The sequence below is a fragment of the Enterobacter sp. ECC-219 genome (assembly GCF_043966805.1).
GTDB lineage: Bacteria > Pseudomonadota > Gammaproteobacteria > Enterobacterales > Enterobacteriaceae > Enterobacter > Enterobacter cloacae_N.
The window spans coordinates 531,319-552,721 of sequence record NZ_CP143680.1; the positions used below are offsets into that span (position 1 = coordinate 531,319).

General features: G+C 56.9%; 21 protein-coding genes. 10 read left to right on the top strand and 11 right to left on the bottom strand.

The genetic code is table 11. From position 1 onward, the window contains the following. Window positions 1-5 precede the first annotated feature (5 nt). The 3 genes from glpK (at window position 6) to fpr (ending at window position 3,510) form a co-directional block, all read left to right on the top strand. Complete coding sequence (gene glpK, locus V1603_RS02510) at window positions 6-1,514, top strand: glycerol kinase GlpK (protein WP_062936027.1); 1,509 nt, start codon at window positions 6-8, stop codon at window positions 1,512-1,514. A gap of 142 nt (window positions 1,515-1,656) precedes the next feature. Continuing rightward, the gene (gene glpX, locus V1603_RS02515; protein ID WP_320720973.1) at window positions 1,657-2,667 is read left to right on the top strand and encodes a class II fructose-bisphosphatase; all 1,011 of its coding nucleotides are present in this window, start codon (window positions 1,657-1,659) and stop codon (window positions 2,665-2,667) included. Window positions 2,668-2,763: 96 nt separating this feature from the next. Next, on the top strand, window positions 2,764-3,510 hold the full coding sequence (gene fpr, locus V1603_RS02520) for a ferredoxin--NADP(+) reductase (RefSeq protein WP_395313456.1): 747 nt from the start codon (window positions 2,764-2,766) through the stop codon (window positions 3,508-3,510). Here the strand turns inward: fpr and V1603_RS02525 are convergent, their stop codons facing one another. Continuing rightward, window positions 3,511-3,930, bottom strand: coding sequence for a DUF805 domain-containing protein (locus tag V1603_RS02525; protein WP_028014847.1), 420 nt, complete (start codon window positions 3,928-3,930; stop codon window positions 3,511-3,513). 112 nt (window positions 3,931-4,042) lie between these two features. On the opposite strand from V1603_RS02525, the gene V1603_RS02530 reads away from it, so the two are divergent. Together V1603_RS02530 and tpiA are read left to right on the top strand one after the other, a co-directional pair. Continuing rightward, window positions 4,043-4,639: a DUF1454 family protein gene (locus tag V1603_RS02530; RefSeq protein ID WP_116343772.1), complete on the top strand. Its 597-nt coding sequence runs from the start codon at window positions 4,043-4,045 to the stop codon at window positions 4,637-4,639. Between the two features lie 111 nt (window positions 4,640-4,750). Then, complete coding sequence (gene tpiA / locus V1603_RS02535; protein WP_006808674.1) at window positions 4,751-5,518, top strand: triose-phosphate isomerase; 768 nt, start codon at window positions 4,751-4,753, stop codon at window positions 5,516-5,518. 98 nt (window positions 5,519-5,616) lie between these two features. Here the strand turns inward: tpiA and V1603_RS02540 are convergent, their stop codons facing one another. From V1603_RS02540 to cpxP, 6 genes are all read right to left on the bottom strand, one after another. Further along, window positions 5,617-6,921 carry an SLC13 family permease gene (locus tag V1603_RS02540; RefSeq protein WP_166712626.1) on the bottom strand — a complete coding sequence of 435 codons (1,305 nt, stop codon included), beginning with the start codon at window positions 6,919-6,921 and terminating at the stop codon, window positions 5,617-5,619. A 73-nt stretch (window positions 6,922-6,994) separates the two neighbouring features. Continuing rightward, window positions 6,995-7,738 carry a CDP-diacylglycerol diphosphatase gene (locus V1603_RS02545; protein WP_395313457.1) on the bottom strand — a complete coding sequence of 248 codons (744 nt, stop codon included), beginning with the start codon at window positions 7,736-7,738 and terminating at the stop codon, window positions 6,995-6,997. A 107-nt stretch (window positions 7,739-7,845) separates the two neighbouring features. Beyond that, window positions 7,846-8,835, bottom strand: a complete 990-nt coding sequence (locus tag V1603_RS02550; RefSeq protein WP_116343768.1) for a sulfate ABC transporter substrate-binding protein — start codon at window positions 8,833-8,835, stop codon at window positions 7,846-7,848. 134 nt (window positions 8,836-8,969) lie between these two features. After that, window positions 8,970-9,932, bottom strand: a complete 963-nt coding sequence (pfkA, locus tag V1603_RS02555) for a 6-phosphofructokinase (RefSeq protein WP_028014852.1) — start codon at window positions 9,930-9,932, stop codon at window positions 8,970-8,972. A gap of 174 nt (window positions 9,933-10,106) precedes the next feature. Next, window positions 10,107-11,000 (bottom strand): CDF family cation-efflux transporter FieF, encoded by an 894-nt coding sequence (fieF, locus tag V1603_RS02560; RefSeq protein ID WP_028014853.1) that lies wholly within the window; start codon window positions 10,998-11,000, stop codon window positions 10,107-10,109. A 153-nt stretch (window positions 11,001-11,153) separates the two neighbouring features. Further along, window positions 11,154-11,657, bottom strand: a complete 504-nt coding sequence (gene cpxP, locus V1603_RS02565) for a cell-envelope stress modulator CpxP (RefSeq protein WP_061096505.1) — start codon at window positions 11,655-11,657, stop codon at window positions 11,154-11,156. A 150-nt stretch (window positions 11,658-11,807) separates the two neighbouring features. Here cpxP and cpxR point away from each other — a divergent pair, with 150 nt between their 5' ends. Both cpxR and cpxA read left to right on the top strand, forming a co-directional pair. Further along, window positions 11,808-12,506, top strand: a complete 699-nt coding sequence (gene cpxR / locus V1603_RS02570; RefSeq protein ID WP_006179159.1) for an envelope stress response regulator transcription factor CpxR — start codon at window positions 11,808-11,810, stop codon at window positions 12,504-12,506. After that, window positions 12,503-13,876 carry an envelope stress sensor histidine kinase CpxA gene (gene cpxA, locus V1603_RS02575; RefSeq protein WP_015569937.1) on the top strand — a complete coding sequence of 458 codons (1,374 nt, stop codon included), beginning with the start codon at window positions 12,503-12,505 and terminating at the stop codon, window positions 13,874-13,876. Before cpxR ends, cpxA begins: the two co-directional genes overlap by 4 nt. Before the next feature lie 36 nt (window positions 13,877-13,912). Here cpxA and yiiM read toward each other — a convergent pair whose 3' ends face one another. Both yiiM and sodA read right to left on the bottom strand, forming a co-directional pair. After that, window positions 13,913-14,587 carry a 6-hydroxyaminopurine reductase gene (gene yiiM, locus V1603_RS02580; protein WP_395313458.1) on the bottom strand — a complete coding sequence of 225 codons (675 nt, stop codon included), beginning with the start codon at window positions 14,585-14,587 and terminating at the stop codon, window positions 13,913-13,915. 71 nt (window positions 14,588-14,658) lie between these two features. Further along, on the bottom strand, window positions 14,659-15,279 hold the full coding sequence (sodA, locus tag V1603_RS02585) for a superoxide dismutase [Mn] (RefSeq protein ID WP_003861999.1): 621 nt from the start codon (window positions 15,277-15,279) through the stop codon (window positions 14,659-14,661). 287 nt (window positions 15,280-15,566) lie between these two features. Between sodA and rhaT the strand changes: the two genes are divergently transcribed. Further along, window positions 15,567-16,601 carry an L-rhamnose/proton symporter RhaT gene (gene rhaT, locus V1603_RS02590; protein ID WP_395313459.1) on the top strand — a complete coding sequence of 345 codons (1,035 nt, stop codon included), beginning with the start codon at window positions 15,567-15,569 and terminating at the stop codon, window positions 16,599-16,601. Here the strand turns inward: rhaT and rhaR are convergent, their stop codons facing one another. Both rhaR and rhaS read right to left on the bottom strand, forming a co-directional pair. Next, complete coding sequence (rhaR, locus tag V1603_RS02595) at window positions 16,602-17,450, bottom strand: HTH-type transcriptional activator RhaR (RefSeq protein ID WP_395313460.1); 849 nt, start codon at window positions 17,448-17,450, stop codon at window positions 16,602-16,604. A gap of 73 nt (window positions 17,451-17,523) precedes the next feature. Beyond that, window positions 17,524-18,360, bottom strand: coding sequence for an HTH-type transcriptional activator RhaS (gene rhaS, locus V1603_RS02600; RefSeq protein ID WP_116343762.1), 837 nt, complete (start codon window positions 18,358-18,360; stop codon window positions 17,524-17,526). A 301-nt stretch (window positions 18,361-18,661) separates the two neighbouring features. On the opposite strand from rhaS, the gene rhaB reads away from it, so the two are divergent. Together rhaB and rhaA are read left to right on the top strand one after the other, a co-directional pair. Then, window positions 18,662-20,131 (top strand): rhamnulokinase, encoded by a 1,470-nt coding sequence (gene rhaB, locus V1603_RS02605; RefSeq protein WP_395313461.1) that lies wholly within the window; start codon window positions 18,662-18,664, stop codon window positions 20,129-20,131. After that, window positions 20,128-21,387 (top strand): L-rhamnose isomerase, encoded by a 1,260-nt coding sequence (gene rhaA, locus V1603_RS02610; RefSeq protein WP_395313462.1) that lies wholly within the window; start codon window positions 20,128-20,130, stop codon window positions 21,385-21,387. The genes rhaB and rhaA overlap by 4 nt, the downstream gene beginning before the upstream one ends. The last annotated feature ends 16 nt before the right edge of the window (window positions 21,388-21,403 follow it).

Sequence of the window (21,403 nt, forward strand, 5' to 3'; positions counted from 1 at the left end):
ATACCATGACCGAAAAAAAATATATCGTTGCGCTCGACCAGGGCACTACCAGCTCCCGCGCTGTCGTAATGGATCATGACGCGAACATTGTCAGCGTGTCTCAACGTGAATTTGAGCAAATTTATCCTCGTCCAGGCTGGGTAGAGCACGACCCGATGGAGATCTGGGCATCACAAAGCTCCACGCTGGTGGAAGTGCTGGCGAAAGCCGATATCAGTTCCGACGAGATTGCCGCTATCGGCATTACCAACCAGCGTGAAACCACCGTGGTCTGGGAACGCGAAACCGGTAAGCCTATTTACAACGCCATCGTCTGGCAGTGCCGCCGTACTTCAGAGATCTGCGAACAGCTGAAGCGCGACGGGATGGAAGAGTACGTGCGCAGCGCCACCGGTCTGGTGGTTGACCCGTATTTCTCCGGTACCAAAGTGAAGTGGATCCTCGATCACGTGGAAGGTTCACGCGAGCGTGCAAAACGCGGCGAGCTGCTGTTCGGGACCGTCGATACCTGGCTTATCTGGAAGATGACCCAGGGACGCGTCCACGTCACCGACTACACCAACGCCTCGCGTACCATGCTGTTCAACATCAACACCCTGGAGTGGGATGACAAGATGCTGGACGCGCTGGACATCCCGCGCGCGATGCTGCCTGAAGTGCGTAAGTCGTCTGAAGTGTACGGCCAGACCAATATCGGCGGTAAAGGCGGCACCCGTATTCCTATCGCCGGGATCGCCGGTGACCAGCAGGCGGCACTGTTCGGCCAGCTGTGCGTCAAGGAAGGGATGGCGAAGAACACCTACGGCACCGGCTGCTTTATGCTGATGAACACCGGCGAAAAAGCGGTGAAATCAGAAAACGGTCTGCTGACCACCATTGCCTGCGGCCCGCGCGGCGAAGTGAACTATGCCCTGGAAGGTGCGGTGTTTATGGCGGGCGCATCCATTCAGTGGCTGCGCGACGAGATGAAGCTGATCAGCGACGCATTTGACTCCGAGTACTTCGCGACCAAAGTGAAAGACACCAACGGCGTGTACGTGGTACCAGCGTTCACCGGTCTGGGCGCACCGTACTGGGACCCGTATGCCCGCGGCGCAATTTTCGGCCTGACGCGTGGTGTGAACTCTAACCACATCATCCGTGCCACCCTGGAATCCATCGCTTACCAGACGCGCGACGTGCTGGAAGCGATGCAGGCAGACTCTGGCATTCGTCTGCACGCCCTGCGCGTGGACGGTGGTGCGGTCGCGAATAACTTCCTGATGCAGTTCCAGTCCGACATTCTGGGCACCCGCGTTGAGCGCCCTGAAGTGCGTGAAGTAACGGCGCTGGGCGCGGCGTACCTTGCCGGTCTGGCGGTAGGCTTCTGGCAGAACCTGGACGAGCTGCAAGAGAAAGCGGTCATCGAGCGCGAATTCCGCCCTGGCATCGAAACCACCGAGCGTAACTTCCGCTACAGCGGCTGGAAGAAAGCGGTGAAACGCGCCCTGGCGTGGGAAGAGCACGAAGAGTAAGACAAACTTAACCCCCCCTCACCCCGGCCCTCTCCCCAAAGGGGAGAGGGTTAGGGTGAGGGGCTCAGGCCGCACCGGTCCCTCCCCCCTCCTCACTCTGTGATAAACTTCGTGCAATTCCTTTTGATTGTACGAGTCCCTCATGAAACGTGAACTTGCTATCGAGTTTTCCCGCGTCACCGAAGCGGCCGCCCTTGCAGGCTATAAATGGCTTGGCCGTGGCGATAAAAATACCGCAGACGGCGCAGCCGTCCACGCCATGCGCATTGTGCTTAACCAGGTCAACATCGACGGCACCATCGTGATCGGCGAAGGCGAGATCGACGAAGCGCCAATGCTCTACATCGGTGAAAAAGTCGGTACCGGCAAAGGAGATGCGGTGGATATCGCGGTTGACCCGATCGAAGGCACCCGCATGACGGCGATGGGTCAGGCCAATGCGCTCGCTGTGCTCGCCGTGGGCGATAAAGGCTGCTTCCTCAACGCGCCGGATATGTACATGGAAAAGCTGATTGTCGGTCCTGGCGCGAAAGGCGCAATCGACCTTAGCCTGCCGCTGGATGCTAACCTGCGCAATATCGCAGCGGCGCTGGGTAAACCGCTCAACGAACTCACCGTCACAATTCTGGCGAAACCGCGTCACGACGCCACCATCTCTTATCTGCAAGCACTCGGCGTGCGCGTGTTTGCCATTCCTGACGGTGACGTTGCCGCCTCGATCCTGACCTGCATGCCGGACAGCGAAGTCGACGTGCTTTATGGCATCGGCGGCGCGCCGGAAGGCGTGGTCTCTGCAGCGGTGATCCGCGCGCTGGACGGCGATATGCAGGCGCGCCTGCTGCCGCGTCATGAGGTGAAAGGCGACAGCGACGAGAACCGTCGTATCGGTGAGAACGAGCTTGCGCGCTGCGCAGCGATGGGCATCGAAGCCAATAAAGTGCTGGCGCTGAACGACATGGCCCGCAGCGATAACGTGGTCTTCTCCGCAACCGGCATCACCAAAGGCGACCTGCTGGACGGCATTACCCGCAAGGGCAACATGGCGACCACTGAAACGCTGCTGATCCGCGGTAAATCACGCACCATCCGACGCATTCAGTCTATTCACTATCTCGACCGCAAAGACCCGGACGTGCAGACGCACATTCTGTGAAACCGTTTGATCGATAGAGCTTTCCGGCCCGAAGGGGCTGGAAATGTTTCCCACAAGTACGGAAGATAGAACAGAGAAACAGCACAGGAGAAGATCATGGCGGACTGGATAACAGGTAAAGTCACAAAGATAGAATTCTGGACCGATGCGCTATTTAGTCTCACCCTGCATGCTCCCGTTCACCCGTTTAAGGCCGGGCAATTTGCGAAGCTGGGGCTGGATGTCGAAGGCGAGCGCGTGCAGCGCGCCTACTCTTACGTTAACGCGCCGGATAACCCGGATCTCGAGTTCTATCTGGTCACCGTTCCGGACGGCAAGCTCAGCCCCCGCCTCGCCGCCCTTAAGCCCGGCGACGATGTGCAAATCGTGAGCGAAGCGGCGGGTTTCTTTGTGCTCGAAGAGATCCCTGACTGTGACACGCTCTGGATGCTGGCAACCGGCACGGCTATCGGTCCCTATCTTTCCATTCTGCAATACGGCAAAGATCTGGAGCGCTTCAAAAACATCGTGCTGGTGCACGCTGCGCGCTACGCTGCAGACCTGAGCTATCTGCCGCAAATGCAGGCGCTGGAACAGCAGTACGGTGGGAAGTTAAAGATTCAGACTGTGGTCAGCCGTGAAACCGTAGCAGGAACGCTTACCGGTCGCGTGCCGGCGCTAATCGAGAGTGGAGCCCTGGAAGACGCAGTGGGTTTACCAATGACGGCCGAAACCAGCCACGTCATGCTGTGCGGTAACCCGCAGATGGTGCGGGACACGCAGCAACTTCTGAAGGATACCCGGCAGATGACGAAACATCTTCGCCGCCGACCGGGCCATATGACCGCTGAACACTACTGGTGATCAGCGGTATTTCACCTCGACGGTGTCTTTACCGTATTTGTTTTCGCTCTGGGTGCCGATAAACGCGCCCAGATCGACAATCATCATCACGAAGATGACCGACGGCAGCAGTCTGCCCACGACCCACGGAAGGATGGATGGGAGCATCGCCCAGTTTCCTGCCACCAGCATCCACGCCAGAATAATCAGAAACGCCCATGCGCCGGAGCGGCCGCGATCGTGCAGGCGTTTCACCACGACGGCCGCCGTTGGCCATAGCAGGCAGACCAGCGCAAATGCCGCCGTTTGCGTGCTCAGCCAGGCGTTGTAAGCGACGAAAAACAGAAGCAGCATGGCGACAACCCACGTCACCATCCAGACCCAGAAATCACGGCGTCCAATACGCCCTTTGAATGAAAACAGCCACTGCTGTATGGTCATGTAAGGTTCCTTATTATCGTTTAGCCCGCATTTTACCCTGGAGTTGTGACCTTTTGACAAGCCGACCAGATATCGTTTTAATCATGAGCACTTACGGCCAGGTGCAATGTTGATGAAAAATTCGGCACATTCTCTTTTCCTGTGTTTAGCGATGCTCAGCGCGGGTTTTCCGCTGCACGCCGCCGACACCGCGGCCCCCACCACTGCGCCGTATTTGCTGGCAGGCGCGCCGTCTTTCGATCAATCCATCAGCCAGTTTCGCGAAGCCTTCAATCAGGCCAACCCAGCGCTGCCGCTGGATGAATTTCGCGCCATTGATAGCTCCCGCGATACCCCAACCCTGACCCGTGCCGCGAGCAAGATTAACGAGAATTTGTATGCTTCCACGGCGCTGGAGCGCGGTACGTTAAAAATCAAAAGCATGCAAATCACCTGGCTGCCGATTCAGGGGCCAGAGCAGAAAACCGCTAAATCGAAGGCGCTTGATTACATGAGCGCGGTACTGCAGGCGTTTACGCCTGCGCTGACGAAAAAGCAAAGCCAGCAAAAGCTGCAAAAACTGCTGGCCGCCGGTAAAAACAAGCGGTACTACGCCACAACCGAAGGCGCGATCCGCTATGTGGTGGCAGATAACGGCGAAAAAGGACTGACCTTCGCCGTTGAACCGATTAAGCTGGCGCTATCTGACACCCTTGGCGGGGCGAATTAATGACAAAAAGCAAAGCCTTTCGAGGGAAAATCTCTATACTGATTCACAGACCATGCTGCCCGAGAGGGCGGCCATATTCCTTAATTCGCTTATTTAGCGTGGAGAATTGAAATGCGACATCCTTTAGTGATGGGTAACTGGAAACTGAACGGCAGCCGCCACATGGTAAACGAACTGGTTGCGAACCTGCGTAAAGAGCTGGCTGGCGTGACCGGCTGCGCGGTTGCTATCGCTCCGCCGGATATGTACCTGGATCTGGCTAAACGTGCCGCTGACGGCAGCCACATCGTGCTGGGCGCGCAGAACGTTGACGTTAACCTGTCTGGCGCGTTCACCGGTGAAACTTCCGCTGAAATGCTGAAAGATATCGGCGCGAAATACATCATCATCGGCCACTCCGAGCGTCGCACTTACCACAAAGAATCTGACGAGTTCATCGCGAAGAAATTCGCCGTGCTGAAAGAGCAGGGTCTGATCCCAGTTCTGTGCATCGGTGAAACCGAAGCGGAAAACGAAGCGGGCAAAACCGAAGAAGTGTGCGCGCGTCAGATCGACGCCGTGCTGAAAACTCAGGGCGCGGCAGCTTTCGAAGGCGCGGTTATCGCTTACGAGCCAGTCTGGGCGATCGGTACCGGCAAATCTGCAACCCCTGCGCAGGCTCAGGCGGTGCACAAATTCATTCGTGACCACATTGCTAAAGCCGACGCGAAAGTCGCTGAGCAAGTGATCATCCAGTACGGCGGCTCCGTAAACGCCTCCAACGCTGCTGAGCTGTTCACCCAGCCAGACATCGATGGCGCGCTGGTTGGCGGTGCATCCCTGAAAGCTGACGCTTTCGCGGTGATCGTTAAAGCGGCAGAAGCGGCTAAACAGGCGTAATGGCCTTTGTGGCGGGTGGCGCTTGCGCTTACCCACCGCTCTTCTCCTCCCTCTCCTTTGGGAGAGGGTTGGGGTGAGGGGAAACCCCTCGCACCGAACTACACTTTACCTAACACGCTATACCACAGATAATCCAGCGGCAGCAGCACCAGATACGTTGCGATAGCCAGCGCCAGACAAAGCACCATCCCCGCCCTTGCAGGCACCTTCCCGAGCCCCATCGCCACCACAATCGGCGACGCCTGATACGGCAGCAGCGGCGTGGAATAGCCCAGCACCTGAATCATGATCACCGACAGCAGCGGGAAACCGGTCGCGTCCGAGAAGCTCTGAGCCAGGGTGGTGTACAACGCCGGAACGCCGTTAGCAGTCATGATGAAGTTGAGCGCTGTGGTAATACCGGTCAGCGCCAGGAAGCTGGTAAACGGTTTGTCCGCATCCAGCGGCATAATGCGCAGCAGCGCTTCGCCCACGGCCGTTCCGATACCGGTTTGCGTCACGACGATCGCCAGCCCAAGAATACCCGCGACGTAAATGCAGGTACGCATGTTCACGCCCGCAGAAAACTCCTCCCCGGTGATAAAGCCAACGCGCGGCAGCATGACGATGATCGACGCCGCCAGCCCCGTCCACGCGGGCCCTACGCCGTGCCAGCTCTCCGTGACCCACATTCCCAGCACCAGCGCCAGCAGCCAGGCGAGACGCTTTTCGTCCCGCCCCATGGGTTCAGACAGCGCCAGATCCTTCGGGGGTTTTGGGCTGCCGGGGAACAGCCAGCAGATGAGGCCAATCAGAATCAGGCCTTTGAGAATACCCAGCACCGGCGTATGCAGCAGTAGATACGGAACATAGTTCAGGTGAATGCCGTACGAGCCTTCCGCGGCACCGCTCATCACCAGGTTAGGGACGTTTGCAGGCAGGATAGTTGCCGAAAGCTGGAAGGTGCCGAACCCGACGGCCAGCGCCAGACCAAACCAGGCGCGGGAGCCGTCGGCGATACCGGCGCGTTTCGCCATCGCCGCGACAATGGGCATCAGCAGCGCAATACGCCCCATGTTTGACGGCATCACAAACGCCAGCGCGTAGCTGAGCAATACCACGCTCGCCACCATCAGCACCCAGGAGTCAGTGAGCTTTGCCGACAGCGCCCGGGCGGCCCTGTCCGCCAGCCCGGTTTTACGGATCGCCACGCCCAGTACAAACCCGCTGAATACCAGCCAAAAAGCCGACGAGGCAAAACCGCCGAAGATCGCTTCCGGCGGGGCGATTCTGGCGGCCATCGCCGCCGTAAAGAACAGCAGCGCGGTGATAAATTCCGGCAATAGCGACGTCGCCCACAGCACGATGGTGACGCCGACGATCAGCGAGGGCAGCAGCAGAGGATGCGTTAACCAGAGCGACATACCTGTCTCCTGTAGATTTTTTCAGCAAGTCTACGGTGACAGGCAGCCCGAGTAAACGCGATTTATGGTGGGGTTACTTCAGGATAGCGCATTGATGATCCTGCAATTCCTCTGCCGAGGCGCGGTTGAGCGTGAGCAGGTTACGTTCCGTAGCCAGCAGAATAAAAGATCCATCCGACTGCTGTGCCATTGCCAGCGCGAAACGCCCCATATGGTCGCGCGCTTCCGGCAACTCTTCCGCCAGCATCATAAACGGGCTGCGCTGGACCAGTTCATTCTCCGTCACCCGGCGAGCAAGATACTCATGCCCTTCCAGCCCGCCCGGGAACGGTAGCCACTGGGTGCTGATTTCTCCCTGCGCCGCGTTAAGCTTCTCGCGCACGTCCGGGCGCAGGCAGGAGATATGGATATGAAAATGGTTCTGCGTACGGCCTGTCGGAGAGTTAATCGTCAGCGAAATGGCGCTGTCCGGCACCTCGGAGCCACGCGTCATGGTCATAAAGCTGCGCGACTGCCACGCCAGCCAGAAGAAGTTCGGCGTGTGAGGCTCGGTCAGGAGCGGGCTTTCGGTACCATTGATGCGGTACGTTGGCATCAGCAGATACTGCAGCGGCCCGTTGCGGTCTTTAAATACCACATAGCCCGCGTCAGGCTTTACCTGCGCGCAGGGCGCCGGGTTACGGTGTTGCAGTTGATTAGGCAGGCACTGGTCGAGAACGATATGGCGCAACGCATTCGGATTACCCGCTTTTATCCAGTACACGCCGCCTGCGGCAAGGGCGATGACAATCAGGATCAGTAAGATAATTTTTTTCACAACGCGTTCCCTGTTTTCAATAGAGGCAAAAGAGTAACGCAAAATGATGACCAAATAAAAAACCCGGTGGATTTCTCACACCGGGTCGCCGTGTCGTTTGTTGTGGTTTAGCGCTGGCTAATCTGGTCGAAGGTGCCGCCATTAGAGAAATGCTCTTTCTGCGCTTTCGTCCAGCCGCCGAACACATCATCAATGGTGAAGAGCTTCAGTTTCGGGAATTCGCTATCGTATTTCTTCGCGACAGCCGCATCGCGTGGACGATAGAAGTTCTTCGCCGCGATTTCCTGGCCTTCCGGCGAGTAAAGATACTTCAGGTAGGCTTCCGCCACCGCTTTGGTGCCTTTCTTATCAACGACCTTATCGACCACGGAAACGGTCGGCTCAGCGAGGATGGATTCGCTCGGGGTCACGATCTCAAACTTGTCTTTACCCAGCTCGTGGGTCGCCAGCAGGGCTTCGTTTTCCCACGCAATCAGCACGTCGCCAATGCCGCGTTCGACGAAGGTGTTAGTGGCACCGCGTGCGCCGGAGTCCAGCACTTCGACGTTTTTGTACAGGGATTTGACGAATTCCTGCGCTTTAGCCTGGTCACCGTTGTTGTGGTGCAGCGCGTAGCCCCAGGCCGCGAGGTAGTTCCAGCGTGCACCGCCGGAGCTTTTCGGGTTCGGGGTAATCACAGAAACGCCCGGTTTGATCAGGTCGTTCCAGTCCTTAATCTGCTTCGGGTTTCCTTTACGCACCAGGAAGACGATGGTCGAGGTATATGGCGCGGAGTTATCCGGCAAACGTTTGATCCAGTTTTTGTCGATACGACCACGCTCGGCGATAGCGTCGACATCATAGGCCAGCGCCAGGGTCACCACGTCGGCTTCAATACCGTTAATCACAGACGTCGCCTGCTTACCGGAGCCACCGTGAGACTGACGAATTACCACGTTATCGCCGGTTTCCTGTTTGTAGTGCGCCGCAAATGCTTTGTTGTATTGATCGTACAGCTCACGCGTCGGGTCATACGACACGTTCAGTAACTGGATGTCCTTTGCCAGAACGCTGGTCGATGCCAGCAATAACGTTAAACCCACGCCCCATTTATTCATCGCCCAGCTCTCTTGTGTAGTGTTTTGATGAATGCAGCGTGCCAGAAAGCGAATCGAGGATTAAAGAATAAAAAAAGATTGGCTATAACGAAGAGGAATAAAAGCCCTCTTCTGAAAGAAGAGGGCTTGAAGGATCAGTACAGTTTTTTGGCGCAGTCCAGCCAGTCACCTTTGAACGGACGCTTCATGTTTTCAATCGCGTCGATGATGTCATGGTGAACCAGCTGTTCGTTCTGAATACCGACGCAGCGGCCGCCGTGGCCCTGCAGCAGCAGCTCGATAGCGTACGCACCCATACGGGATGCCAGGATACGGTCGTACGGGCCTGGGGAACCGCCGCGCTGGATGTGACCCAGAACAGTTGCGCGGGTTTCGCGTTTGGTTTCGGTTTCGATGTACTTCGCCAGCTCGTCAACGTCACAGATGTGCTCGGTGATAGCCACAATCGCGTGTTTCTTACCCTTCGCGATGCCCGCTTTGATTTCAGCGACCAGATCTTCGCGGCTGAACTCCACTTCAGGAACCACGACGAACTCACAGCCACCGGCGATAGCCGCCGCCAGGGTCAGGTCGCCGCAGTAACGGCCCATCACTTCAACGATAGAGATACGCTGGTGAGAAGAGGAGGTGTCACGCAGACGGTCAATGGCTTCCACAACGGTGCCCAGCGCGGTGAAGTAACCGATGGTGTAGTCAGTGCCTTTGATGTCGTTGTCGATGGTGCCCGGCAGGCCGATGCACGGGAAGCCCATTTCGGTCAGACGTTTTGCACCCATGTACGAGCCGTCACCGCCGATGACCACCAGCGCGTCCAGGCCACGCTTTTTCATGTTCTCGATAGCCACTTCACGGATGTGTTCGTCACGGAATTCCGGGAAGCGCGCAGACCCAAGGAAGGTACCGCCACGGTTGATCATGTCAGACACGCTGTAGCGGTCGAGCTGAACCATACGGTCTTCATACAGACCCAGGTAACCATCATAGATACCAAAAACTTCCAGACCTTCCGTCAGCGCTGCACGGACAACCCCACGAATTGCCGCGTTCATGCCCGGCGCATCACCGCCGCTTGTCAACACACCGATTTTCTTAATCATGACTACCTCTGAACTTAGGAATGCAAAATTGAAATCTGTTGCCGGAAGAAACTTATCGACCAACGAATACTGCAAATAGTATATCAATCCCTTCTGGCTGAATTGATTCAGGTCAGACCAAATGGCGGTAATTTATACACAAAATGCTGGCCTGGCTCACTTTTTTACAACGAATTACGAAAGCCCAACATGTCCGGGTACAACCGAGCAGGGATCCTGGTGAATGATGACGTCTGAACCAGGAAAACGCTGCAAAATCGCCTGCTCGACCTGTTCAGCAATCACGTGAGCCTGAACCAGCGGCAGGTTGTCTTCCATTTCAATATGAATCTGAATAAAGCGGGTCGGCCCTGACTGCCGCGTTCGAAGATCGTGTGCACCGCTGACGCCGGGCCAGGAGGTCACGATGGAAAAAATTTCATTACGTTCCGAGTCCGGAAGAGCGCGATCGAGCAGTGATTGCACCGCGTCATACCCCATCCGCAGGGCGCTATATAAAATATAGATACCAATCCCTAACGCAAACAACGCATCGGCCCGATGCCAGCCATACCAGGCCAGACCGAGCGCAATAAGAATAGCCCCATTCATCATAACATCAGATTGATAATGAAGCATATCCGCCCGTACAGCCTGACTTTGCGTTTTGCGAACGACCCAGCGCTGGAACGTTACCAGAACAAGTGTGCTTATAAGTGCAATTACCGTGACGACCACGCCGACACCGGGATTATTCATCGGTGAAGGCGAAACCAGATGTTGAATACCGGTCAAAAACAGGAACAGTGCCGAGCCAGAAATGAACATACTTTGCGCCAGCGCGGCCAGCGACTCGGCTTTGCCGTGTCCAAACGTGTGCTCTTCATCCGCCGGCTGCAGCGAGTATCGAACCACCAGCAGGTTGGTCAGCGAGGCAGCAATATCCACCAGTGAATCCACCAGCGCCGCAAGAATACTGACCGAGCCGGTGTACCACCAGGCAAAGATTTTAATCAGCAGCAGGCCAGAGGCCATGACGGTGGCCGCAATGGCGGCCCGGCTTACCAGCCTTCCATAGGATTGATTCATAAACGCTCCTGTCATGTCATGCCGCTAGTATAACGGAAGCATGGGGAGGCAAAGGATGAATAAACGGTTAACAAATCAGAATGCGGGGCAAAAAAAACCCCCACATCATGTGGGGGAAGACAGGGATGGTGTCTATGGCAAGGAAAACAGGGTTTACTGGTTACTACGGGTACTGCTATTGCTACTGAAAAACGTTGTTTCTGAGCTTCGCTGCATCCGTGCAACCTCACGCAGCTGGTCCATTCGCTGCTGATGTTTGGTATTCAAAACCGCTTGCTGCTCGGGCGTTAGCAGGTGGAACATCTGGTTGCGGACCTTCGCCATCTCTACCTGGCGGGCAACCTGTTCCTGAGCCATTTTTTCGGCCTGAGCGCGGACAGCGCTTTCGTCAAAATTTTCTGCGGTGACAAGGCGATGCATTGTCTCCATTTCGCTAACATTAACAGGGGGCTGATCGTGTCGTGCCCTCTGCATCAGATCTCGCATCTGTTGACGCTGATGTTCGGTTAAACTTATGCCGTCAAACATATGGCTTTGGCTGCTGTGCGTTGCGCCCTCTTGCGAGGAACCGTTATCGCCGATGATAGCTACAGCAGCCTGGCTAAACGCACTGAACGCTAGCGTTGAGGCCATGACGGCAGCGGTAACTTTGCGCATCACTTGCTCCCAAAATCTTTCGTGTCGCGATTCAACGAGAGACAGTCTACGATTCAGGCTGCAAACATGCGTCAGGGGGTGTAAAACAACGTAAAGTCATGGATTAGATAGCCTTGATGTCGTAATTTCTGCCTCGGAGGTATTTAAACAATGAATAAAATCCTGTTAGTTGATGATGACCGAGAGCTCACATCCCTTTTAAAGGAGTTGCTCGACATGGAAGGTTTCAACGTCCTGGTTGCCCATGATGGCGAGCAGGCGCTGAGTCTCCTTGACGACAGCATCGATCTACTTTTGCTCGACGTAATGATGCCGAAGAAAAACGGTATTGATACGCTGAAAGAGCTTCGCCAGACACACCAGACGCCCGTTATCATGCTGACCGCGCGCGGCAGCGAACTTGACCGCGTTCTCGGCCTTGAGCTGGGTGCGGATGACTATTTACCGAAGCCGTTCAACGACCGTGAACTGGTGGCCCGTATTCGCGCTATCCTGCGCCGTTCCCACTGGAGCGAGCAGCAGCAAAATACCGACAACAGCTCGCCAACGCTGGAAGTGGACTCCCTGAGCCTAAACCCGGGCCGCCAGGAAGCGAGCTTCGACGGCCAGACGCTGGAGCTGACCGGCACCGAGTTCACCCTGCTGTATCTGCTGGCACAGCATCTCGGCCAGGTGGTATCGCGTGAACATTTAAGTCAGGAAGTGCTGGGCAAACGCCTTACCCCGTTTGACCGCGCCATCGACATGCACATCTCTAACCTGCGCCGCAAGCTGCCGGAGCGTAAAGACGGTCACCCATGGTTTAAAACCCTGCGTGGTCGCGGTTATCTGATGGTTTCCGCTTCATGATAGGCAGCTTAACCGCCCGCATCTTCGCCATCTTCTGGCTGACGCTGGCACTGGTTTTAATGCTCGTTTTGATGTTGCCAAAACTCGACTCACGCCAGATGACGGAGCTTCTCGACAGCGAGCAACGTCAGGGCGTGATGATCGAACAGCACGTGGAAGCGGAGCTGGCAAACGATCCGCCGAACGATTTGATGTGGTGGCGCAGGCTTTTTCGCGCTATCGATAAGTGGGCGCCTCCCGGACAACGTCTTTTGCTGGTCACCAGCGAAGGCCGCGTGATTGGAGCCGATCGCAATGAAATGCAGATCATCCGCAACTTTATTGGCCAGGCGGATAACGCCGATCACCCACAGAAGAAGAAATATGGTCGGGTAGAGATGGTCGGTCCTTTCTCGGTACGGGATGGGGAAGACAACTACCAGCTCTATCTGATTCGTCCCGCGAGCAGTTCCCAGTCCGACTTCATCAACCTGCTGTTTGACCGTCCGCTTCTGCTGCTGATTGTCACGATGCTGGTCAGTTCCCCGCTGCTGCTATGGCTGGCGTGGAGCCTGGCAAAACCGGCGCGTAAGCTGAAAAACGCCGCCGATGAAGTGGCGCAGGGTAACCTGCGGCAGCATCCTGAGCTGGAATCCGGGCCGCAGGAGTTCCTGGCCGCAGGAACCAGTTTCAACCAGATGGTGAGCGCGCTGGATCGCATGATGACCGCCCAGCAGCGGCTGCTGTCGGATATCTCGCACGAGCTGCGCACCCCGCTTACGCGCTTGCAGCTGGGCACCGCGCTGCTGCGCCGCCGCAGCGGGGAAAGCAAAGAGCTGGAGCGTATTGAGACGGAAGCCCATCGTCTGGACAGCATGATCAACGATCTGCTGGTGATGTCGCGCAACCAGCAGAAAAACGCGCTGGTGAGCGAAACGGTGAAAGCCAATCACCTGTGGCATGAGGTGCTGGACAACGCGGCGTTCGAAGCTGAACAGATGGGTAAATCGTTCACCGTCAACTTCCCGCCGGGCCCGTGGCCGCTGTACGGTAACCCCAATACGCTGGAAAGCGCGCTGGAGAATATCGTGCGTAACGCCCTGCGCTACTCGCATACGAAGATTGAAGTGGCGTTTTCGGTGGATAAAGACGGGATTACCGTCATTGTCGATGACGATGGCCCTGGCGTCAGCCCGGAAGATCGCGAGCAGATTTTCCGTCCGTTCTACCGCACCGACGAAGCGCGTGACCGCGAGTCTGGCGGCACGGGGCTGGGTCTGGCGATTGTTGAAACCGCCATGCAGCAGCACCGTGGCTGGGTGAAAGCCGACGACAGCCCGCTGGGTGGACTACGGTTAACGCTGTGGCTACCGTTGTATAAGCGTTCGTAGCTGTTAGTGCCGGGTGGCGGCTTCGCCTTACCCGGCCTACTTTCCCCACAATCTCCGCGAATTATCCTCGATCTTGCCGCTTAAGCGCCGCTTCTGCATCGTTCTGGTCCAGCTGGTCGATAACCCCGCTGCCGACAGCAGGCGGTGATACTGCTCGTCGTCAAACGGCATATGCCAGGCAATGGCGCAGGCGTCATAAACAGACACATCGCTCAGGCGCGACGCCAGCTCAAGCGGCGCGTCCGCTGAAACCTGCCCAGCCAGCACCACGCGGTACAGCCAGCCGGTTTTACCCGCTTTTTGCAGCTGGGCCGACATATCCTGAATCCCGAAATGGTAGTTGAGCTTGAAGCAAGGCGAGCGTGGCTGCGTCACCTGAATCAGGGCATCACCCCAGCGGTAGATATCGCCGATAAAGACGTTCTTCTCCGTCAGCCCTTCGGTCGAGAGATTTTCGCCAAACGCGGGCGCAACGAAGAGGTCCGCCTGCTCGGGGAACTCGGTTTTCCAGTGCTGATAGTGCTCGCGCGGATAGTGGCACAGCGCGCGCTCGGGCCCGCCGTGGATTTTCTTTTCGGCCTGCTCGTCACCCGCCAGCCCGAGATCGGTTAACGTCAGTTCACCGTCGACCTGCACTTTGGCGATGGCGCTCGGGCGGCTGCCGTCGTACTCCCTGACCTTGCCTGTAAACACGTTCACCGGGTAATGCATTGCTGCCTCCATTACGCAGATACAAAAAAAGCGAGTCATAAGACTCGCTTCTCACAGGCGTCAATGCAACCTTATTTTTTAGCGGCGAAACGCGCTGCTGCTTCGTCCCAGTTCACCACATCCCAGAACGCTTTGATGTAGTCAGGGCGACGGTTCTGGAACTTCAGGTAGTAAGCGTGTTCCCATACGTCCAGACCCAGGATTGGGAAGCCGGATGCGCCAGAGATCGCTTCACCCATCAGCGGGGAGTCCTGGTTAGCAGTAGACACTACCGCCAGCTTGTCGCCTTTCAGAACCAGCCACGCCCAGCCAGAGCCGAAACGGGTCGCAGCGGCTTTTTCGAATTCCGCTTTGAAGTTGTCAACGGAACCGAAGTCGCGCTCGATAGCCGCTTTCAGGTCGCCCTGCAGGGTGGTGCCGGTTTTCAGGCCTTTCCAGAACAGGCTGTGGTTAGCGTGACCGCCAGCGTTGTTACGCAGCACGGTTTTCTTGTCTGCTGGCAGCTGGTCCAGTTTGGTAATCAGCTCTTCAACAGGCAGGTTAGCGAACTCTGGCAGGCTTTCCAGCGCGGCGTTCGCGTTGTTCACATAGGTCTGGTGGTGTTTAGTGTGATGGATTTCCATCGTCTGCTTGTCGAAATGCGGTTCCAGTGCGTCGTAGGCATACGGCAGGGATGGCAGTGTATAACTCATAATCCTCTCCATTATTGTCGGGCGGCACAGCTGTTAATGCCGCGTAAGCAGTTGGTTCATTATAGTTAATTAAATGATATTGAAAATGATTATCAATGCCGTAGTTTTTATAAGGTTATTCAGGTTTTGCCTAAACGCAAAATTGTGAGTCTGCTCACCAGGTTAACGCGCTGATTGCCATCCAAAACCAAAGTGCGGCAACCTTCTGAAGGTTCCTGAACCGCCTAATTTTTACACTCATCAAGTCGGGGGGAGGCCACCGGCTATAAAAACGATGAGGACGTAAAATGAATCATGCGATTACGATGGGTATCTTCTGGCATTTGATAGGCGCAGCCAGTGCAGCCTGTTTCTATGCCCCGTTCAAAAAGGTGAAAGGGTGGTCGTGGGAAACCATGTGGTCGGTTGGCGGTACCGTGTCCTGGCTGATTTTGCCATGGACCATTAGCGCCATGCTGCTCCCGGATTTCTGGGGCTACTTCACCTCCTTCAGTGCTTCCACCCTGCTGCCGGTGTTTCTTTTCGGCGCGATGTGGGGCATCGGCAACATTAACTACGGACTGACCATGCGCTACCTCGGGATGTCGATGGGTATCGGCATCGCGATTGGCATTACGCTGATCGTCGGCACGCTGATGACGCCCATTCTTAACGGTAATGTCGACGTGTTGATCAACACCAAAGGCGGGCAGATGACGCTGCTGGGCGTGCTTGTCGCGGTAATCGGCGTGGGTATCGTCACCCGAGCGGGTCAGCTGAAAGAGCGCAAGATGGGCATCAAAGCCGAAGACTTTAACCTGAAGAAAGGGCTGCTGCTGGCAGTGATGTGCGGCATCTTCTCGGCGGGCATGTCGTTCGCCATGAACGCCGCAAAACCCATGCACGAAGCGGCCGCCGCGCTGGGCGTCGACCCGCTGTACGTGGCGCTGCCAAGCTACGTGGTCATCATGGGCGGCGGCGCGCTGGTAAACCTCGGCTTCTGCTTCATTCGTCTGGCAAAAGTGAAGGATCTGTCGGTAAAAGCAGATTTCTTGCTGGCAAAATCCTTAATTATCACCAACGTGCTGCTTTCGATGCTGGGCGGCATCATGTGGTATCTGCAGTTCTTTTTCTACGCCTGGGGTCACGCCAGCATTCCGCCGCAGTACGACTACATAAGCTGGATGCTGCACATGAGCTTCTACGTGCTGTGCGGCGGGCTGGTTGGGCTGGTGCTGAAGGAGTGGAATAACGCCGGGCGTCGTCCGGTGGGCGTTCTGAGCCTGGGCTGCGTGGTGATCATCATTGCCGCTAACATTGTCGGCCTCGGCATGGCGAACTGATTACGCTGCCTTTCGACTACGATGACGCCACTGAACCGGCGTCATCCCCACCTCGCGATTAAACACCACCGAAAAGTAATTACTGTCCTCAAATCCGCAGCGCATCGCCACTTCACTGACCATCAACTCCGTATGCTGCAACAAATACTGGGCGTGGCAGATGCGCAGCTGGCGCAGGTAGTGGTTCACCGTCATCCCCGTCTGGGTGCGGAACTGCTGGCGCAGTGCGCGCTCGCTGCACTGCTCCTGCTCGCAGAACTTTTCCAGCATGAAACTTTTGTTCAGGCTACCCGCAAGCCGGGCGATCAGCTTGTCCAGCAGCGCTTCCTGGGCGGTCGCGGAGGGGTTGTCGGTGGCATAACGATGGCGTTTAAGGGTCATGACCAACTGGGCGAAAAGCAGCTCCGCCATCGGGTTTGCCACCGAATCGTGCTTTTGGCTCTCCTGCTCCAGCTGGGAGATCGTCTGGCGCACCTGAGCCATGCCGTTGCTGCTTAAGCGCCAGTGGGGTTCGCCTCTGGCATTGAGAAAACCGGGGATATGAGCCGCCCAGTCGACATTCAGTTTGAGCCTGTCCGGGCAGTAGATAACGTTCTGCAAAACCAGATCGTTAACCGAGGCGTAAGCGTGTTTGTCTTCGCCGCGGATGTAAAACAGATCGCCACGCGTGATGCGGTAGGGCCGGTCGTTGAGGATGTGTAAGCCGTTGCCGCGCCAAACGAGCACCAGCTCGCAAAACTCGTGGATATGCTCGGCAAAGACATTTTGCGGGTAGCGGTCGGCCACCGCGACGGCCTGACTCGCGGAGGCAAAAAAATCATCTTTGCGAAGAATTAACTGAGCGGCCACACCACAACCTCTACGGTGAATAACCGGACATTATTAGCCATTTTGCGGCAATAAAACGGTGATTGCCTTCGCGTTACTGGATTGAAGCATCCTTCCCCTGACGGATATCGCGCGGCGACCAGCTAAACTCGCGACGAAAAAGGGTCGAAAAGTGATTACTGTCGCCGAAACCGCAGCGATACGCGATATCCGTGACGCTTTCGTCGGTGTGACGTAAAAGGTGACGCGCTTTAATCAGGCGCAGGCGGTTGAGGTAGCGCTGCGGCGTGAGCCCGGTGTGCTGCTTGAGCTGACGATGGAGCGTACGCAACGACAGCGAAAAATCATCCGCCAGCGTTTCCCAGCACACGTCCTCGGCGAAATGGTCCTCCAGCCAGGCCATCAGTTGGTTCAGCCGCGCGTCGTTATTTGCCAGCCCTTCCACCAGGCTGCTGCGACGCAACAGCACCAGCAGCTGCATAAACAGCAGCTCGCGGGTGGCAATGGCATGGGTCTCCTGCCCGTCCTCGCTCTGCTCCATTTGATTCACCAGCTGGCGCACCTGCTGCAACGTGGACTGATTCACCCGCCAGTGAGACGGGTAGTGTCCATCCTGCTCCTGGGGCAGTAGCTTGTTCAATCCCGACAGAAACTGGAACGCGTCCGGCGAACGATAGAGCACGTTGGTCAGACACAGATTGTCGGTATGTTCATACAAATGCCTGTCGCGATCGCGCACGAAGCACACCATACCGCCGCTGATGGTGTATGGCTGGCCGTTGAAGACATGAATGCCTGTCCCATGCTCGACAATCACAATTTCATGAAAATCATGATGATGTTCAGGAAACGCGGCCTGCGGGAGCCGTGGCTCGATCGCGATCGGAGATGTTCCCGACGGGAAAAAATCGACGCTGTGCAGTACGGTCATAGCGGCCCCCACCAATGAGAAAAGTTCTCAAAATAGTAATTAAGGCCTTCCACACTCACCTTAAATTTTTGACAGCAAACGTCGCAAAGACTGTCCGTTTTTCAAGAAACAGACGGAAAAATCGGGAAATGCGGTCAACGTCACATTGCCCTAAAACCCCGCCCTCACTGGAAATTGTGAACTCCCTCACGTTCATCTTTGCTTCCTTGCCAGCGCGAGATTCGTGCTGTCAGTGACGAGAAGGTGGCCTTTTCTTCCCTTTTTTACACTCAGCACCAATGACTTAAGAAGGGACCTGACCATGACTTTTCGCCATTGTGTAGCTGTCGATTTAGGCGCATCCAGCGGCCGCGTAATGCTCGCCACCTGGGACTGCGGCAAGCGCACACTCACGCTTCGCGAAATGCACCGTTTCGCCAACTGCCTGCAAAAACAGGACGGTTTTGATACCTGGGATATTGATGCCCTGGAAGCGGAGATCCGCACCGGGCTGAACAACGTCTGCAATGATGGCATACGCATCGACAGCATCGGCATTGATACCTGGGGCGTGGACTACGTTCTGCTCGACAGCCACGGCGAACGCATCGGCCTGCCCGTCTCGTATCGAGACAGCCGCACCGACGGGCTGATGGCACAGGCCATAGCCCAGCTTGGCAAACACAACATCTATGGCCGCAGCGGCATTCAGTTTCTGCCGTTTAACACGCTCTATCAGCTGCGCGCGCTGGTTGAGCAGCAGCCGGAGCTGGTCAAAAAGGTGGCGCATGCACTGCTCGTCCCGGACTACTTAAGCTACCGGCTGACCGGCAACATGAACTGGGAATACACCAACGCCACCACCACGCAGCTGGTCAACATCAACACCGATAGCTGGGATGAACACCTGCTGGCCTGGACGGGGGCCTCACCTTCCTGGTTCGGCACGCCGACCCATCCGGGTAATGCGATCGGGCAGTGGCTCTGCCCGCAGGGGAACGCCATCCCTGTTGTCGCCGTCGCCAGTCACGATACCGCCAGCGCGGTGATTGCATCCCCGCTGGCCAGCAAAGACGCGGCCTACCTCTCTTCCGGCACCTGGTCGCTGATGGGCTTTGAGAGCAAAACGCCGTACACCAGCGACGCCGCGATGACGGCGAACATCACTAATGAAGGCGGTGCCGAAGGGCGCTACCGCGTGCTGAAGAACATCATGGGACTCTGGCTGCTCCAGCGAATGCTGAAAGAACAGCATATTTTCGACCTGCCGGCGCTTATCGCCGAAACCGAAAAGCTGCAGGCCTGTACGTTCCTGATCAACCCGAATGACGACCGCTTTATTAACCCGGTGCATATGAGCGCCGAAATCCAGGCCGCCTGTTTCGAGGCCGGACAACCGGTCCCTTCCCGTCCTGCCGAGCTGGCGCGCTGTATTTTTGACAGCCTCGCCCTGCTCTACGCGGATGTTCTGAACGAGCTGGCGAGCCTGCGCGGCAAACCGTTCAGCCAGTTGCATATCGTGGGCGGCGGCTGCCAGAACCAGTTGCTGAACCAGCTCTGCGCCGATGCCTGCGGCATCACCGTGGTGGCGGGTCCGGTGGAGGCCTCGACGCTCGGCAACATCGGTATTCAGCTGATGGCTCTGGACGAACTTTCAGACGTCGATGAATTCCGTTCGGTGGTCACCGCGAATATCCGCCTGACTACTTTCATCCCTAATCCCTGCCATGAAATTGCCCGCTACCGGGCGCAGTTTCAGCAAAAACGACTGACTAAGGAGCTTTGCGCATGACCACTCAACTTGAACAAGCCTGGGATCTGGCTAAACAGCGTTTCGCCGCCGTTGGCGTGGATGTCGAAGCAGCGCTGCACCAGCTCGACCGTCTGCCTGTCTCCATGCACTGCTGGCAGGGCGATGACGTCGCTGGCTTCGAGAACCCGGGAGGTTCCCTGACGGGTGGCATTCAGGCGACGGGTAACTACCCGGGTAAAGCGCGCAACGCCACCGAACTGCGTGCAGACCTGGAGCTGGCACTGAGCCTGATCCCGGGGCCAAAACGCCTGAACCTGCACGCGATCTATCTGGAGTCCGACAAACCGGTGGCGCGTAACGCGATTAAACCGGAACACTTTAAAAACTGGGTGGAATGGGCAAAAGCCAACAGGCTGGGCCTGGACTTCAACCCCTCCTGCTTCTCGCACCCGCTGAGTGCGGACGGTTTTACCCTCTCCCATGCCAACGATGAAATCCGTCAGTTCTGGATCGACCACGTGAAGGCCAGCCGCCGCGTCTCGGCTTATTTTGGTGAACAGCTTGGCACGCCGTCAGTGATGAACATCTGGATCCCGGACGGCATGAAAGACATCACCGTCGACCGCCTGGCCCCGCGTCAGCGTCTGCTGGCCGCGCTGGATGAGGCCATCAGCGAAAAACTGGATCCAGCACACCACATCGATGCGGTGGAGAGCAAGCTGTTCGGCATTGGCGCGGAGAGCTATACCGTCGGCTCGAATGAGTTCTACATGGGTTACGCCACCAGCCGCCAGACCGCGCTGTGCCTGGATGCCGGTCACTTCCACCCGACCGAGGTGATCTCCGACAAAATCTCCGCCGCCATGCTCTTCGTGCCGCGCCTGCTGCTGCACGTCAGCCGTCCGGTGCGCTGGGACAGCGACCACGTGGTGCTGCTGGATGACGAAACCCAGGCGATTGCCAGCGAAATCATCCGTCATGACCTCTTCGACCGCGTGCACATCGGCCTCGACTTCTTTGACGCCTCCATCAACCGCATCGCGGCATGGGTGATCGGCACCCGGAATATGAAAAAAGCCCTTTTGCGCGCGCTGCTGGAGCCAACCGCGGCGCTGAAACAGCTGGAAGCAAACGGCGACTACACCGCGCGCCTGGCACTGCTGGAAGAGCAAAAATCCCTGCCGTGGCAGGCCGTTTGGGAGATGTACTGCCAGCGTAACGATGTGCCGGCAGGCAGCCAGTGGCTGGAAAACGTGCGGGCGTATGAGAAAGACGTGTTGAGTCAGCGCGGGTAGCTGGCCCCTCATCCCT